The 15,420-nt window shown below is 38.2% G+C and carries 10 protein-coding genes; 7 read left to right on the top strand and 3 right to left on the bottom strand.

Annotated features, from left to right (window positions below; translation table 11 throughout):
- Positions 1-8: 8 nt before the first annotated feature.
- On the bottom strand, positions 9-1,370 hold the full coding sequence (locus tag CYTFE_RS0118455; RefSeq protein ID WP_027473026.1) for an MFS transporter: 1,362 nt from the start codon (positions 1,368-1,370) through the stop codon (positions 9-11).
- A gap of 149 nt (positions 1,371-1,519) precedes the next feature.
- Here CYTFE_RS0118455 and amaB point away from each other — a divergent pair, with 149 nt between their 5' ends.
- The 7 genes from amaB to CYTFE_RS0118420 all read left to right on the top strand — a co-directional run bounded on the left by amaB (position 1,520) and on the right by CYTFE_RS0118420 (position 7,478).
- On the top strand, positions 1,520-3,106 hold the full coding sequence (gene amaB / locus CYTFE_RS0118450) for an L-piperidine-6-carboxylate dehydrogenase (RefSeq protein ID WP_044213076.1): 1,587 nt from the start codon (positions 1,520-1,522) through the stop codon (positions 3,104-3,106).
- Positions 3,107-3,149: 43 nt separating this feature from the next.
- Positions 3,150-3,746, top strand: coding sequence for a ribosome biogenesis GTP-binding protein YihA/YsxC (gene yihA / locus CYTFE_RS0118445; protein ID WP_027473024.1), 597 nt, complete (start codon positions 3,150-3,152; stop codon positions 3,744-3,746).
- Between the two features lie 144 nt (positions 3,747-3,890).
- Positions 3,891-4,829, top strand: a complete 939-nt coding sequence (locus CYTFE_RS0118440; RefSeq protein ID WP_027473023.1) for a ribose-phosphate pyrophosphokinase — start codon at positions 3,891-3,893, stop codon at positions 4,827-4,829.
- A 209-nt stretch (positions 4,830-5,038) separates the two neighbouring features.
- Complete coding sequence (locus tag CYTFE_RS0118435; RefSeq protein WP_027473022.1) at positions 5,039-5,626, top strand: 50S ribosomal protein L25/general stress protein Ctc; 588 nt, start codon at positions 5,039-5,041, stop codon at positions 5,624-5,626.
- A gap of 141 nt (positions 5,627-5,767) precedes the next feature.
- Positions 5,768-6,331: an aminoacyl-tRNA hydrolase gene (pth, locus tag CYTFE_RS0118430; protein WP_027473021.1), complete on the top strand. Its 564-nt coding sequence runs from the start codon at positions 5,768-5,770 to the stop codon at positions 6,329-6,331.
- 4 nt (positions 6,332-6,335) lie between these two features.
- Positions 6,336-6,728, top strand: coding sequence for an RNA-binding S4 domain-containing protein (locus CYTFE_RS0118425; protein ID WP_027473020.1), 393 nt, complete (start codon positions 6,336-6,338; stop codon positions 6,726-6,728).
- A 198-nt stretch (positions 6,729-6,926) separates the two neighbouring features.
- Entirely contained in the window at positions 6,927-7,478 is a 552-nt protein-coding gene (locus tag CYTFE_RS0118420; RefSeq protein ID WP_027473019.1) for a DUF4924 family protein, read from the top strand.
- 169 nt (positions 7,479-7,647) lie between these two features.
- Here CYTFE_RS0118420 and CYTFE_RS0118415 read toward each other — a convergent pair whose 3' ends face one another.
- A complete protein-coding gene (locus CYTFE_RS0118415; protein WP_162150096.1) occupies positions 7,648-13,410 on the bottom strand; it encodes a fibronectin type III domain-containing protein in 5,763 nt (1,920 codons plus the stop codon).
- Positions 13,411-13,909: 499 nt separating this feature from the next.
- Complete coding sequence (locus tag CYTFE_RS30395) at positions 13,910-14,566, bottom strand: helix-turn-helix domain-containing protein (protein ID WP_161636206.1); 657 nt, start codon at positions 14,564-14,566, stop codon at positions 13,910-13,912.
- Positions 14,567-15,420: the final 854 nt, after the last annotated feature.

Below are 15,420 nucleotides of genomic sequence, written 5' to 3'. Positions count from 1 at the left end.
TTTTGTTATTATTTTTTATCTCTGAATATACGACCATAAATGATTAAGGCGAGCGCCGAAACCATAGCAATACCTCCAAAATAATACCAGATATAATGCGCATTTGCACTAGCAGCGTGCCATTCAGCGGTTCTTCCACCAAACTTTAAAGGGTCAGGACAATACTTATCCAATAATACACCGGACATCAAAAAACCAACAATACTCGACAAAAAGGAGTGCAGGTGACTAAACCCCAAATAGAGACCCTCTTCACCTTTAGGAGCCTGAAAGGAAAAATACTCCAGAAAACGCGGTGAGATAAACGACTCTGCCAACCCTTGAAAGGCAATACCCACAATCATCATAAAAGCCACCGGGTGCATTCCAATAATCGTTGATCCACCATCAAATAAATTTCCAGCCGCCATACAAAATGCCGAAACAGGCATGATAAACATACCCACGGTCATGGAAAACAAGGCAGTTCTTCGCTTCATCAGCGAAGTTATCAGTGCCACCGTAGAAAACACCACCAAAGGATTAACATTGGCATACCAGCTTGGGGAGGCACTTTCACCAGCCATTCTTAATACATATTTGGGCATGGTGGCATACAATTGATGCTGTACTAACCAAAAACCTGTGATAATAAATATCAAAACGATCAATCGCACATTAAAGAGCACTTTTATAAAAGCAGTCCAAATTTCGCCAAAGGTTTTTCCTTCACGCTTTTGTACAGATGGTTTAAAGAAGAAGAACACCGCCAACAAAGCCAATAAAGTCATTCCAGCGGAGAAGTAACTAATATTAATTAAACCCACATTACCCATGGCATCACGCAATGGTTTTACAATGGTTTTACCAGAAAAGGCACCTATATTAACAATGGTATAAAAAATAGAAAATCCGGTAGCTCTGTTATCCTCACTTGTTTCAAGCGAAACGGTTCCGGTAATCACCGACTTAATAAAACTACCTCCAATAATAATTAAAGCCATCACAGGTAAGATAGCATATCGGAAGCTACTTTCAGCTAGACCATGAAAAGTCGTTTCTGTACCATATTCAGCCAGTCCTGCGTGTTGTATAAAAGTAGGTAACAAACCCAACCCCAGATAGCCCAACGTTAAAAAGCTAAAAGCAAATAACAAGGATTTCTTAAACCCGATTTTATCAGCATAAGCACCGGCAAAGGTGGGTAAAAAATAAAGTAAAGCAGAAAAAGTTCCTGCAATGGCAGCTGCCTCAATATCATTAAATGCCAATATTCTTGACAAGTAAAGTGTAATAACTATAAATACACCATAATACGCCGCTCGTTCCAATAATTCGGCGAAGTTCGCCGTCCAAAACGCTGGCGAAAATTTTCTTTTGCTATTGCCCATATAGTAAAATATTTTCTTTAAAAGCGCATAGATACAAATTGAAGTGGACAAACAAAAAGACAAAAATCATAAAATAACCTTGTCTTTTTTTCTTCTGTGATTTAAAAAAGCTGTAAATTGAAGTATCTCTATCAATCAAAAAAAACGCTATGTCACAATTTTATTTAAAATACCGTTCGCACCACCAACAAGATTTTGGTATACCCGAAATGCTCAACCAACTGGGGATTAAGTCTGAAAATATGGGATTATGCACTGGCACCCAATGGTTTGAAACCCAAGGCACTATCCTCACCTCCAGCTCCCCCATTGACGGACACCCCATCGCTAAGATCCACCAGGCCAGCTCATCAGACTACATTCACATGGTAGACAAGGCCTTACAAGCCTTTCATGATTGGCGCCGCACACCTGCGCCCAAACGGGGTGACATAGTACGCAAAATAGGAAATGCCTTACGCGAAGAAAAAGAAAATTTAGCCAAACTCATTTCACTAGAAATGGGCAAAATATACCAAGAAAGTCTGGGTGAAGTTCAAGAGATGATAGACATATGTGATTTTGCAGTAGGTTTATCTCGTCAGCTCTACGGCTACACTATGCAAAGCGAACGTCCAGGCCATCGTCTACTTGACCAGTATCATCCCTTAGGCGTAGTAGGTATCATATCAGCCTTCAACTTCCCCATGGCGGTTTGGGCCTGGAATACCATGATTGCCTTGGTATGTGGCGACGTATGTGTTTGGAAACCCAGTTCCAAAGTACCCCTTTGTGCCATCGCCGTCCATCATGCAATAGAAAAAGTACTAAAAGATAATAAGGTGACCGAAGGAGTCGTTAATCTAATCGTTGCTCCCTCATCGGAGATTGGCGATTTAATGGCTGAGGACAAAAGAATTTCTCTAATATCTATCACCGGGTCTACGCAAGTAGGCAAAAAAGTAAGTCAAAAAGTAGGAGCTCGCTTAGGAAGAACGATAGCTGAACTAGGAGGCAACAACGCCATTATAGTGACACAAACAGCCGACCTTCAACTAGCTATTCCGGCCATCGTATTTGGAGCTGTGGGAACAACAGGTCAACGCTGCACCTCCACCCGCCGCCTCATCATTCACGATAGTATCTATTCCGAAGTAATAGATATGTTAAAAAAGGCCTACCAGCAAATAAAACTTAAAATAGGACATCCCCTAGACCCCAAGACAATAGTAGGTCCACTGATTGATGATGAAGCTACAGAACTATATAAAGACACCATACGCACAGCACAAGAACAAGGTTGTTCCATATTATTTGGAAACAAGGTCATCACATCCGGCATTCCAGATAAGGGACACTATGTTTTACCCACCATCATTGAAGCACAAAACCACTTACCTATTGTTCAACACGAATCCTTTGTACCTGTTTTGTACCTTATGAAATACCAACAATTTGAAGAAGCCATTAGCATGCACAACGATGTTCCTCAAGGCCTATCTTCATCTATTTTCAGCAGAGACATGCAAGAATGTGAAACATTTATTTCAGGCATAGGTAGCGATTGCGGAATAGCCAATGTTAATATTGGAACATCAGGAGCCGAGATAGGTGGCGCCTTTGGAGGCGAAAAAGAAACAGGTGGCGGACGAGAATCCGGTTCAGATGCTTGGAAAGCTTATATGCGTCAACAAACAAACACCATCAACTGGAGTAAGGACTTGCCGCTGGCCCAAGGGATTCAATTTGAATTATAAACATTTTGTTTTTAGATATTGTCCCTTACCTTTGTAAACAAAAATGCGAATTACAAAAGCTGCGTTTCTTACTTCCAGTTCCAAGCCTAACCAGTGTCCCGATGCTGATAGGCCCGAATATGCTTTTATTGGCAGATCCAACGTAGGCAAGTCATCGTTGATTAACATGCTGTGCAACAATAGCACACTGGCCAAAACCTCATCAACACCAGGTAAAACACAATTAATCAATCACTTTACTATAGACAACCAATGGTATTTGGTAGACTTGCCTGGCTATGGCTATGCCAAGGCCTCCAAAACACAACGTAAAGAATTTAAACTTTTAATTGACAATTACCTTCGTCACCGTTCCAACCTGATGTGTCTATTTATATTGGTAGACAGCAGACACAAGCCCCAGAAAGTTGATTTGGAGTTTATGCACCAAATGGGAGTTTGGGGAATTCCATTTGTTATCGTTTTTACCAAAATGGACAAATTAAAAGCCTCAGAAAAGGAATCCAACATAGAAAACTATAAAAAAGCCTTATTAGAAGACTGGGAAGAATTACCCGAAATATTTGTCACCTCAGCCGAAAAAGCAGAGGGTAGAGATGAAATTTTGAATTTTATTGAGCAAGTAAATGAACAATGGTAAGGACTATACATGCGCAATATAAAAAATAATGATATCGTAACAATAAGGAAACATTTTAAATTATGGCCGTCAAGGATAATTTAAGTCATGATTTTTTATCTTTGCACCGTCTTATAAATAATAAACAGAAAAACAACTATTTCGATGCCACCAAAAGCGCCCATTAAGATTTTTTCGGGATCATCGTCCCGTTACCTAACCGAAAAGATTAGTCATTATTCCGGGAGGGATCTTGGGAACATTAAAAAATTAAATTTTAGCGACGGCGAATTTGCTGTGGCTTTTCAAGAAACAATTCGAGGATCGCACGTATTCCTGATTCAATCAACCTTTCCACCTGCAGACAACTTGCTGGAACTATTGATGATGATTGATGCAGCCAAAAGAGCCTCTGCCTACAAAGTGGTAGCAGTAATTCCTTATTTTGGCTTAGCTCGCCAGGACAGGAAAGATCAACCTCGCGTTTCTATCGGTGCTAAATTAGCTGCTGATATGCTTACTGCAGCGGGTATCGACCGCCTGATCACAATAGATTTACATGCCGACCAGATTCAAGGATTCTTCAACCTTCCGGTAGATCACCTGTATGCCTCATCTATCTTCTTGCCGCATATTAAAAGCATGAACTTAGACAACTTGGTTATAGCCTCTCCTGATGTAGGTGGTAGTAAGAGGGCCAACACCTATGCTAAATTCTTAGGTACACCCATGGTTATTTGCCATAAATCCAGAGCTAAAGCCAATGTGATTAGCGACATGAGAATCATTGGTGATGTAAAAGGTAAAAATGTGGTTATTGTGGATGACATGATAGACACAGCCGGTACCCTAACAAAGGCAGCCTACATGATGAGAGAACAAGGTGCTTTGAGTGTACGCGCTTTTGCAACGCACCCTGTCCTATCCGGAGCAGCCTACGAAAACATTGCCAATTCCGCACTGGAAGAGTTATTTGTAACTGATTCTATTCCTTTGGGTCAGGAATCTGAAAAAATAAAAGTGCTATCTATCGCTGAACTTTTAGCTGATACTATTGAAAAAGTGTACTATTATAAATCAATCAGTAATCAGTTTTTGATATAATAGTCTGAACAACATAGATAGAAACCAATATTATTGATTTTATCGTAATACAAAAAAACTCCCGCATTCATTCATTAAATCTTATGGATTATGAAAGAATGTGGGTTTATTTTTCTACCTTTGCAGCCGCCTATGGCAAAAAGTGTGATGGGGAGTAAACCTGTTCATTACCAGTGATTTATTTTGAGTAGCACAAAAAATTTAGAAAGATGAAACAAATTGAATTAAAAGGTTCAAAAAGGGAAGTAATTGGAAAAAAAGCAACCAAAGAGCTTCGCAAAGCAGGTAAAGTACCAGGCGTACTTTATGGAGGAGAAGAAGTAAAGCACTTCATTATTGAAGAAAAACAACTGAAAGCATTGGTTTACACACCTAATGTTTATACCATTAGTTTAGATATTGATGGCGAAAAAGTGGAAGCTATTCTTCAAGACATCCAATACCACCCTGTGAGTGACAGGATTATGCATATTGACTTATTGCAGATCTTCAAAGACAAACCTGTTATTATTGAAATTCCAGTAAAACTTAACGGTTTTGCAGAGGGTGTGAAAGCAGGGGGTCAACTGTCGCTTGAACAACGCAAACTACGCGTTAAAGCTTTACCCGTAAACTTGCCCGATACCTTAGATATTAATATCGATCACCTTAAATTAGGCGATTCTGTACAGGTTGGTTCTTTGTCATTTGAAAACCTTGAGTTATTAAATGCTAAAAATTCAGTAGTTGCCGCCGTTAAACTTACACGTGCCGCTCGTGCCGCACAAAAATCTGGCGACGGAGACGCAGCTGAGTAAATAATATTACAACGCATATAATTGGCCTCCATATTACATTAATATGGAGGCTTTTTGTATTATTGTCACATAAAATCAAATATAATGTGGCCTCGATTAAAAAAAATATTTTTTAATAACAAACCCTCGAAAATAGATCCCATGAAATATTTAATAGTTGGGTTGGGAAATATTGGTTCCGAATACGAAGACACCCGCCACAATATAGGATTTAAGGTGTTGGATGAATTCGCAAAACAAGAAAAACTACAGTTTGAGAATTTACGTTATGGTGCCGTGTGCGAATATAAATTCAAAGGAAAGACCTTCATACTTCTCAAACCAAGCACCTATATGAACCTAAGTGGCAAAGCGGTTAGATACTGGATGCAACAGGAAAAAATAAAACTGGAAAACCTGCTGGTTGTTGTGGACGATCTTGCCCTACCATTTAATTCCATACGCATGCGACAAAAAGGAAGTGATGCAGGGCATAATGGCCTTAAAAACATCCAGGAAATATTAGGACATAACAACTATAGCAGAATACGTTTTGGAATAGGCGACAATTTTAGCCGTGGAAAACAAATTGACTACGTGTTGGGGAAATGGAGCAGTGAAGAACTGGCCGGCCTGCACGAAGGTATAGATATATCCATCCATATGATTAAAGGATTTGCTACCATTGGCCCGGCCAGAACCATGAACCAATATAATAAAAAATAAAAGCATGGACGAAAGTGTTAGACTGGATAAATACTTATGGGCAGTAAGGGTATTTAAAACCCGAAGCATAGCATCTGAAGCCATAAAAAAAGGACGAGTACTCATTGGTGGACAGCCTGTAAAAAACGCACGTTTGGTGAAAGTTGGTGCTACTATCGATGTCAAATTCCCCCCGATCACACGCTCATTTAAAGTATTGGCTATTAGTGGCAAAAGAATGGGCGCAAAACTTGTTCCTGAGTTTATGGAAGAGGTAACCACAGATGACCAAATTGAACTACTGGAACTCACTCGTTTAGCAAATTCCATGGGCCGAAGAAAAGGACTGGGAAGACCCACAAAAAAAGACCGACGCGACTTGGAAAAAATGGACGAAGTGGACGACTGGGACTTTTAATGAACACTCATCTAAGCATAGCAGCGCGGATGCAATAAAACGAAGCAACCATAACAAACAAAGAATCTACATGATGAAATAATAAAAAAAGCATCACATACATCCGTTTTTTTAAATTTCAAATACATACAACACCAGTAAATCAAAATTCTTTTACTGTATATAAACAATTACATTTACGTCAACAGATAAATAAAAATGATTGTAGCTAAAGAAAAACGCCAAACCAATATCGTTGAGTACATATTGTACATGTGGCAGATTGAAGATTTGATTCGTGCATATCAGTTTAATATGGAAGACATTAAAAAAGGAATTATACCGCAATACAATTTGAGCGGCGACATCCTTCAAGAATGTATTGACTGGTATGATAATCTAGCTGAAATGATGACATTGGAACATATCAAAGAAAAAGGGCATTTACAGGTGATAAATAATTTAGTGAACGACTTAGACAGATTGCATCGCCAGCTACTCAACGACCCCCAAGAAATCGCCTATGGGCATATTTACAATGCAACTTTACCATTCATTAACGAATTCGACCAAAAAACAGGCAAAAAACTAAGCAATGAGATAGAACTATGCCTTACTGGCATTTACAGTAAATTCTTGCTTAAATTACAAGGAAAAGAGGTTTCCAAAGGTACAGAAGAAGCAATAAAGGCCTTTAGTAGATTTTTAGCCTTTTTAGGAGGCAAATATCACGAAGAACAAGAAAAAGAAAGAACGCAAAGCCCGGAATAAAAGTTCCGATAATTTGATTGTTCATAACCCCACTTAACACTACGACTACAATCGCATAGCGACTGACAAAGCACGTATATTTGAATCGCAATTACTTTGCTACTAGCAATACATAAATAAATAGATGGGCAGAAGATTTCTGCCCATCTATTCAATTTGCTATAGGATTTTACTTTTTAATAATCTTAACAACCCTATTTACCTGTCCAGTCTGAACATGAAGTAAATAAAGTCCCGCAGAACCATCAAATCCAACCTCTATCTTATGTTCTTCATAATTAACACTTAAAGGCTCCTTACGCCCAACGGCATTATAGAGTGTTACCTTTGCCGGCTCTTCAGTGTCAAATTCCATTTCGATCGTAAGATGGCCATCCGTAATTGTAGGATAAACATTCAGGGCTCCATTGTTTAAACTATATGTTTGAGACAGATCACTACCCATAGCGTTTTTTAAACCAAACTCGGTCGTATTCACCTCAAAACTATAAGTATAATCATACCTAATAGTAGTATCCTGGTGATACGCATCGGGAATGGAAGTGACAACCCAATAGAGTTCCTCACCTGCCTGCGTACTCACCTGAAATTCGTCAACGGATTCTCCAAATGCTGCAGAATTGCTGATAGGCATTTCAATGTACTCATAAGCAATATCATTCCCCTTAACAATCATAGCCTGAAATTTTGTATCAGTAGGATTATCGCTTATTCCTTGAAATTTGATTGTATATGATCCGGCAGCTGTAGAATCAATTTTGTACGCATTCCAGGAATAAGCACATGGACGTAAATCCTCAGGAATCTCTGTCATCACCCCATTTGTTCCGTCAGAAGACATAATATGAGTAAATTTGTGATTAAAATCGGTATACCCTTTATTTTCATAATTTTGAATACCAACCTGTTCTGACCTTTCCCAATCCGGGCCACTTCCATCCTGATAATCCCACACCGTAGTACGTGCAGCAAAATCATTAAACACTTTCACAAAATCATGCCCCTCTGCATTGAGAACTTTCTTGAAAACATTAATTATATATGCCCCATTTAATAAGTCCTTATCGTTATATACTTTGCCTATGAATGATGGATCTGAAACAAAGCGAGTGATATAACTAAGGAATATATAAGCATGATAATCACGATTGCCCCCAGGAATATTGTAAGTCTTATTATAGAAACCAATTGGCCAATGTGGATATAAAGTAATACCTGTCGCACCTTTATTGGGATAATTATCGACTACATAGGAAGCTCCCCAGTTGGCTGAAGCCTCATTAAGCCACTTTCCTCCATTGTAGGGAGCTGAAGGGTTTTTCGACTGATAACTATGAAAATTCTCATGCCAAACATAGGCAACATTGTGGTCGTCTTTAGTAATTGGATTAGAAAATGACCATTCTATCCAACTGTCATTATCATCCACAATGAAATCTCTCCCGCGTAGTAATGTTTTCTCAAGCCCTTCTTCATGGTTGTACATACCTGCTTCCATTACAAAGTGTTGATAAACATACTCCGATATAAATAGATGGTATAAATACTTACTTTGACTTAGATCCACATCCTCTTTTGCCCAAAGGCAATAATAAGCTCCACCGATAAATTGAGGTCTCAAAGGGTTAGGTGCTTCTAAGGAAATTCCTGTTCCACAACGCTCGCTTATTTTTGCTACTTCTTCTTCGGTTAGTACTCTGTTATGCATCCTGACATCCCACAACTGTCCATTGTACGATTCCAACGTAAACTCATTAATTTCAAACTGCTGACTATTCTCAAAGGATGTCCACTCTCCATTTACATAGAGGTCTATCATTTGATCAGAAAGTTGAATAACTACGTGATTACATGTGATGGTATCTAAAACCGAATTACTTACCCATTCGGTCCCTTGGATAGTCAACGCTATCTGATCGCCGACTTGACTGACAGAGAGGTTTTCTGAATGAAATAGCTCAGTCGTCTGATTAAGCGCATATGGTGTTACTTTGAAGGAAATACTTCCTCCACCCGATGATAGGGACTGCTCTAGATTGACATCGATCACCTTACCTTTCATATTGGTATACATATACTCTTCGGTAGAAAAATATGAGCTTGTACTCACAGAAATTTCATTTTGAAGGATTGCCTTATCGTAGTCTCCGGCTAACCTAGGCATATAAAGTATGGTATTTTTAAATTCCAGCACTTCGGCATATGCCCGATTGCTATACCATGAGCCTCCTTGGTCTTTTACAGCTTTTACCCGATAATAATAATTGCCCGCACTCAATCCCTGATCCTGATAATAGGTAGTATTGGCAGCTAGGGTAGCGATGGCTTCAAATACACCTTCAGCACTGCTTGCTCTCTCTATGACAAACCCGGCCTCATTGTCCGAATTGTCAACCCAGCGTAATTCTAGTCCATTGGCAAGGTTGGCTTCGACCAGAAGATCCGAAGGAGGCATTAACACCGAAGGCAAAACAGAAACTTCTACGGAACTCCATACAGCAGTAGTACTTTTACCATCTCGAGGAACAAAAGCTACCATGCCTAGATAAATTTCCTGATCCATGGTGATGGACGTCTGATAGGTTTCTTGCCAGCTCACACCATCTGTGGACATATATGCGGTAAAGGAAGATCCTATTCTTGTCAATTTTAACCACAAGGCAGTAGTGGCAGTATCATTATTAATACGCTCATACTCGCCCAATTCGTTACGGTATTGATAAAAAATAGTGGTGTTATTATTAAGGAGGGTCATTGCATATTTGGAATCGGGTTCTAATGTTTCTCGCATCATCAAACCTACATTGTCCCACCATGCCTTTTGCATTGAATTTAAACGAGCAACAATTTCACCATCCCCTGATATTTTCTGATAAGCAAAATGAAAACTATCAAAATTTTCCAACATATCTCCATTGCCTTCAACTTTAAACGTACCATCAGCATAAGTTGTAATTCCTGATGAGTAAGGTGTTCCTATATCCGTATTGCTCCATGGTGCTGGCAATGATTCCGAATCTAAACTATCTGTAGTGGTTGAGGCTACATTGCTGTATTCAGAGTAACCATTGTCATTATATGCCTGCACTTGATAAAGAAAAGTAGTAGCCGCAGATAAACTGTGTACTTCTAAATGGGTAGTATTGGCTTCAACACTGGCATATTCTTCAAAAACACCTACACTGTCAATAGCCATTTCTATTCTAAAACCACGCTCAATGTCAGAATTATCTGCCCATTCAAGTACAACTGTATTGGAGAGAGTAGCTTGTGCTGTTAAATTTGATGGAGCCTGAGGTATTACCTGATCCAATGATGAAACAGTAACATCACTCCAAACACCAGTGGTACTTTTACCATCCCGAGGAACAAAAGATACCATGCCTACATATATTTCCTGATTCATGAGGATAGATGTCTGATAGGTTTCTTGCCAACTCACACTATCTGTAGACATATATGCACTAAAAGAAGTTCCTGTTCTTGTCAATTTTAACCACAAAGCAGTAGTCGCAGAACCATTATTAATACGTGCGTACTCGCCCCATTCATTACGGTACTGATAAAAAATAGAGTCATTATTATTAAGGAGAGTCATTGCATATTTAGAATTGGGCTCTAATGTTTCCCGCATCATCAAACCTACATTGTCCCACCATGCCTTTTGCATTGAATTTAAACGAGCAACAATTTCACCATCCCCTGATATTTTCTGGTAAGCAAAATGAAAATTATCAGAATTTTCCAACATATCTCCATTGCCTTCAACTTTAAACTTACCATTAGTATAGGTTGTAATTCCTGGTGAGTAGGGCGTCCCTACATCAACTGTTTCCCATGGTGATGGCAAGCTGGCATCTTCATCCGTAGTCACACTGACTACTTCAGAATAATCAGAGGAACCACTGCTATTAAAAGCCGCAACTCTATAGTAGTAAGTAGTGTTCGCTAAAAGACCTTCATCCAGAAAAAGTACCGTGCTGTCTGAAACAGTCGCGATTTCTTCATAGTTTTCACTATCCACAGATCTTTCAATCGTAAAACCAGTTTCATTATTGGAGTTATCTGTCCAACTCAAACTTACAGTGGTTGAAGAAGCTGCTGTAGCAGTTAATCCAGAGGGCTCTTGAGGTTCTAAGGATACTACAGCAACATCACTCCAAACGGCTGTGGTACTTTTACCATCTCTAGGAACAAAAGATACCATGCCAAGATAAATTTCCTGATCCATAGTAATAGACGTCTGATAGGTTTCTTGCCAGCTCACACCATCTGTGGACATATATGCGGTAAAGGAAGATCCTATTCTTGTCAATTTTAACCACAAGGCAGTAGTGGCAGTATCATTATTAATACGCTCATACTCGCCCAATTCGTTACGGTATTGATAAAAAATAGTGGTGTTATTATTAAGGAGGGTCATTGCATATTTGGAATCGGGTTCTAATGTTTCTCGCATCATCAAACCTACATTGTCCCACCATGCCTTTTGCATTGAATTTAAACGAGCAACAATTTCACCATCCCCTGATATTTTCTGATAAGCAAAATGAAAATTATCAGAATTTTCCAACATATCTCCATTGCCTTCAACTTTAAACGTACCATCAGCATAGGTTGTAATTCCTGGTGAGTAGGGCGTCCCTATATCCATACTTGACCATCCTTGTGGAAAACCATCGTTCAATGTATCAGTTGTAGCAGAGACAATCTCACTATAGGATGTATATCCAGCTTTATTTGAAGCACGTACCCTATAATAATAAGTAGTAGCATGTAACAAATCACGATCTATAAAAGCAGCCGAGTCAGGTGAAATTTTTGCAATGCTTCCAAAACCTGATTCTTGGTTCGTTGAACGTTCGATCCAAAATGCATCTTCATTATTAGAATTATCTGACCAGCTAAGCTGAACCTGAAGTACAGGTGAAGAAACAGCTGAAAGACTTGAAGGTGCATTGGGAATAGTTTCCTGTACTTCATGAAGATTCAGAAGGTCTTTCATGCCTTCCGCCAAGCGATTGCCGATTACAAGATAAGCACCCGCATCAAAATGATAGTAATTGGAAAGGTCATTGGTTACCACCCAATCGGCATTTCCGATGTTCTCTGCTACAGCTTTCTGTGCAGCTTGCACAACCAAACCATTGTCTCCTCCACGATGAGATTGTCCTATCATTACCGGTAAATCAGGTAGCTTAAGATCACTTCTTAAATCGGTAATCAAGTCGGTAAGGTTTTGCTCATACCCATTAGCATAGGTACTATTTCCTGCGTCATTGAACCCCTGAAACCAGACAAAACCGGCAACTTCGGCCTCTACATCTACACCCTCATATTTAGGTAAGAAGCTCCCTATGTCCGCTAATACTTCATTGAGGTGTTGAGTAAGTAAGGGGTAATTACTGGGCTCATCATCTGTCCCAAGGCGGGCTTCCATACTCGGACTCCTCCACATTACGTGCAAATCAGAACCTCCTTCTGCCACTTTAATAAGTACAATATCGTCCTCTGTGTATTGTGACATGTAATGACCAAAAGTCAACTCAGGGCCATAACTAGTACCGTTATTACTATAACCATACCCTACATTTAAAGAACCGGACCAAATACCAGGATTGCTTCTAACACCATCACTACGGCTATAATTAAAATTAATTTCCTGAACAGGATTATAGGGAAATAGAAGTCGTGCATCAATCAATTCATTTTGATCAATGTGTTGGGCAACTGTTCTTGCGTTTACTGAATCATAAGTAGCAGATGTTCCATAAAAATCGCTAACAACCTCAAATAATCTGTCTTCCTGACTCTCTAAAGAATAGTAACATCCTTCAGAATCATCTGCTAATGTGATTTCTTTTTTGGCACAAAGTATACGTTCCAAATTCTCACTATCTCCATGGCCTTGCATATTAGATTGGCCCGCCATAAGGAAAATTTTGACTTTGGTCTGGGCATAAACATTTGGAACATAACTTATTCCAACCAAAAACATTAAAAATATAAGTTTCCACCATTTTGCATAATTGTGCAAATGATGGCCCAAGAAAACGGTTCTCTTCATAATAGAAAAATATGTAATTAAACAATGTTAAATTTGTGACTTTTAAATTTTCACCTTATACAATAAGGACGTATCTCATAATTTAATTACCTAAGTCATGACATAAAATACGGATAGGTTCCGTGTAAATGGCTAAGATTTGCAGTCCAAATAAATTGATTTAATACATATTATATGTTTTACTTTTTAGGGAAGGGCAAGTTTATTGTCTCGACTTTAAAAGAAAGACACATAAAACCCTAAAGAACTGCGCATTAGGATTTAAACCAGCATAGCCAGCGTCAATAATAGAACACCCAGTTAGCTGGACCATCTTGGAGCTTCCCATACGACCATTGAAAATTTAGTTATATGGAAACACTAACTACTTTTGCTTGCCCATCAAATTTTTTCTATACTCTGAAGGAGTTTTTCCTGTGTATTTTTTAAAAAAGGAATTAAATGAAGACTTCGAATTAAAGCCCGCCTCAAACGCAATGGAGATTAAATCCCATTTCTCATATTTCTCTTCTTGAAATAATCTAATTACCTCATTAGTTCTATATTCATTAATCAGAGTATAAAAATTCTTTTTTAATCCTTTGTTCAAAACTTGTGTAATATGATGTTGTGGTACTTTCAACTCGGACGAGATATCACTAACGGCCACCTCTGGATTAAGCCAAATTTTTTGCCTATCCATTAAAAAAAGAATAGACTTTTCAAGCTGCCTAGCATCTTTTTCTTTGAGACCGGACTTTTTATAGGGAACACTAGATCCTTTCTCCAATTTTGGCATTTCCAACAAGTACCTTTGTTTATATCCATGAAAAGACAATATGTAGATAAATATTGTATTGCAGAAGGTGAAAATGATACTCAAGTCAATGAACAACGAAACAAATTGGATGGTAACCCCTACCAGAATTAAAACGCCGAAATAAATATAAAAAGCGTACACTAATTTTCGTATCCATTCTAGATTGACATTACTACTATGAAAAGAGAAATACTCATCACGTTTACTAATATATAAGTTCATTAATTTTATGGTTCGATATCCATAAAAAATAAATGTCAAAATAAAAACGCATCCAAAAATTATGGGGAAAACTTTAAAGGATCGAATAAAATCAGTCGTATCAATATAAATAGGCTGCTTAACAACCAAAAAAAGCATTGCTATAAATAATGCTCCAAAAATAGAAAAATGCCAAAGGTCCTGTGTTTGAAACTTATTCTTTCCGGATGTTAAATACCTAATATATAAGAATAATAATGTTGGAAATAATTGCAAAACAAGTGCTCTAAACATCCAATTGTTGATTAAATCATTAGTCAACTGGAGCCTGACTAGATTCCATAAGAATAACAGAAACAATAATATTAACCACCCAGCCAGAATCTTATCTATTATATTGAGAGGACGCTTGGTAAGTATTAATATCATTGCAAATAGAGATTGTGCTAAATTAATATGTGTGAACGCTTCTATCATAATTCTATTTTCCTTACATAATTAGTCAGGTAAATATAATTATTAGAATACTATTATGTATATTATTTTTAAACATAATAAGATTTTCTAGGCAATTGAATTTTATGAGCACGCAAAAACAATACTAAACTAAACCATGAGACTAAACAATAGCCCTTCTGATACAATAAAGCGAGCAATAATGCGGTAGCCCTTTTTCCAATATTTTTACGATACTGTATTTAACCGGAAAAATACATTAAGAAATCTATTGCGAAGTTCTAATCCACCATGTGAGTTTAACAGCAAAAACACATTTCACAGGATCCAACTATTGAATAAGATCCCATAAAACAGCCATTGGTCATCAATCCTATATCAACGACCAATGGCAAATCCACCCTAAAAAAATATGATTC

It is taken from the genome of Saccharicrinis fermentans DSM 9555 = JCM 21142 (genome assembly GCF_000517085.1).
GTDB lineage: Bacteria > Bacteroidota > Bacteroidia > Bacteroidales > Marinilabiliaceae > Saccharicrinis > Saccharicrinis fermentans.
This window is presented reverse-complemented; position numbering and strand designations above follow the sequence as displayed.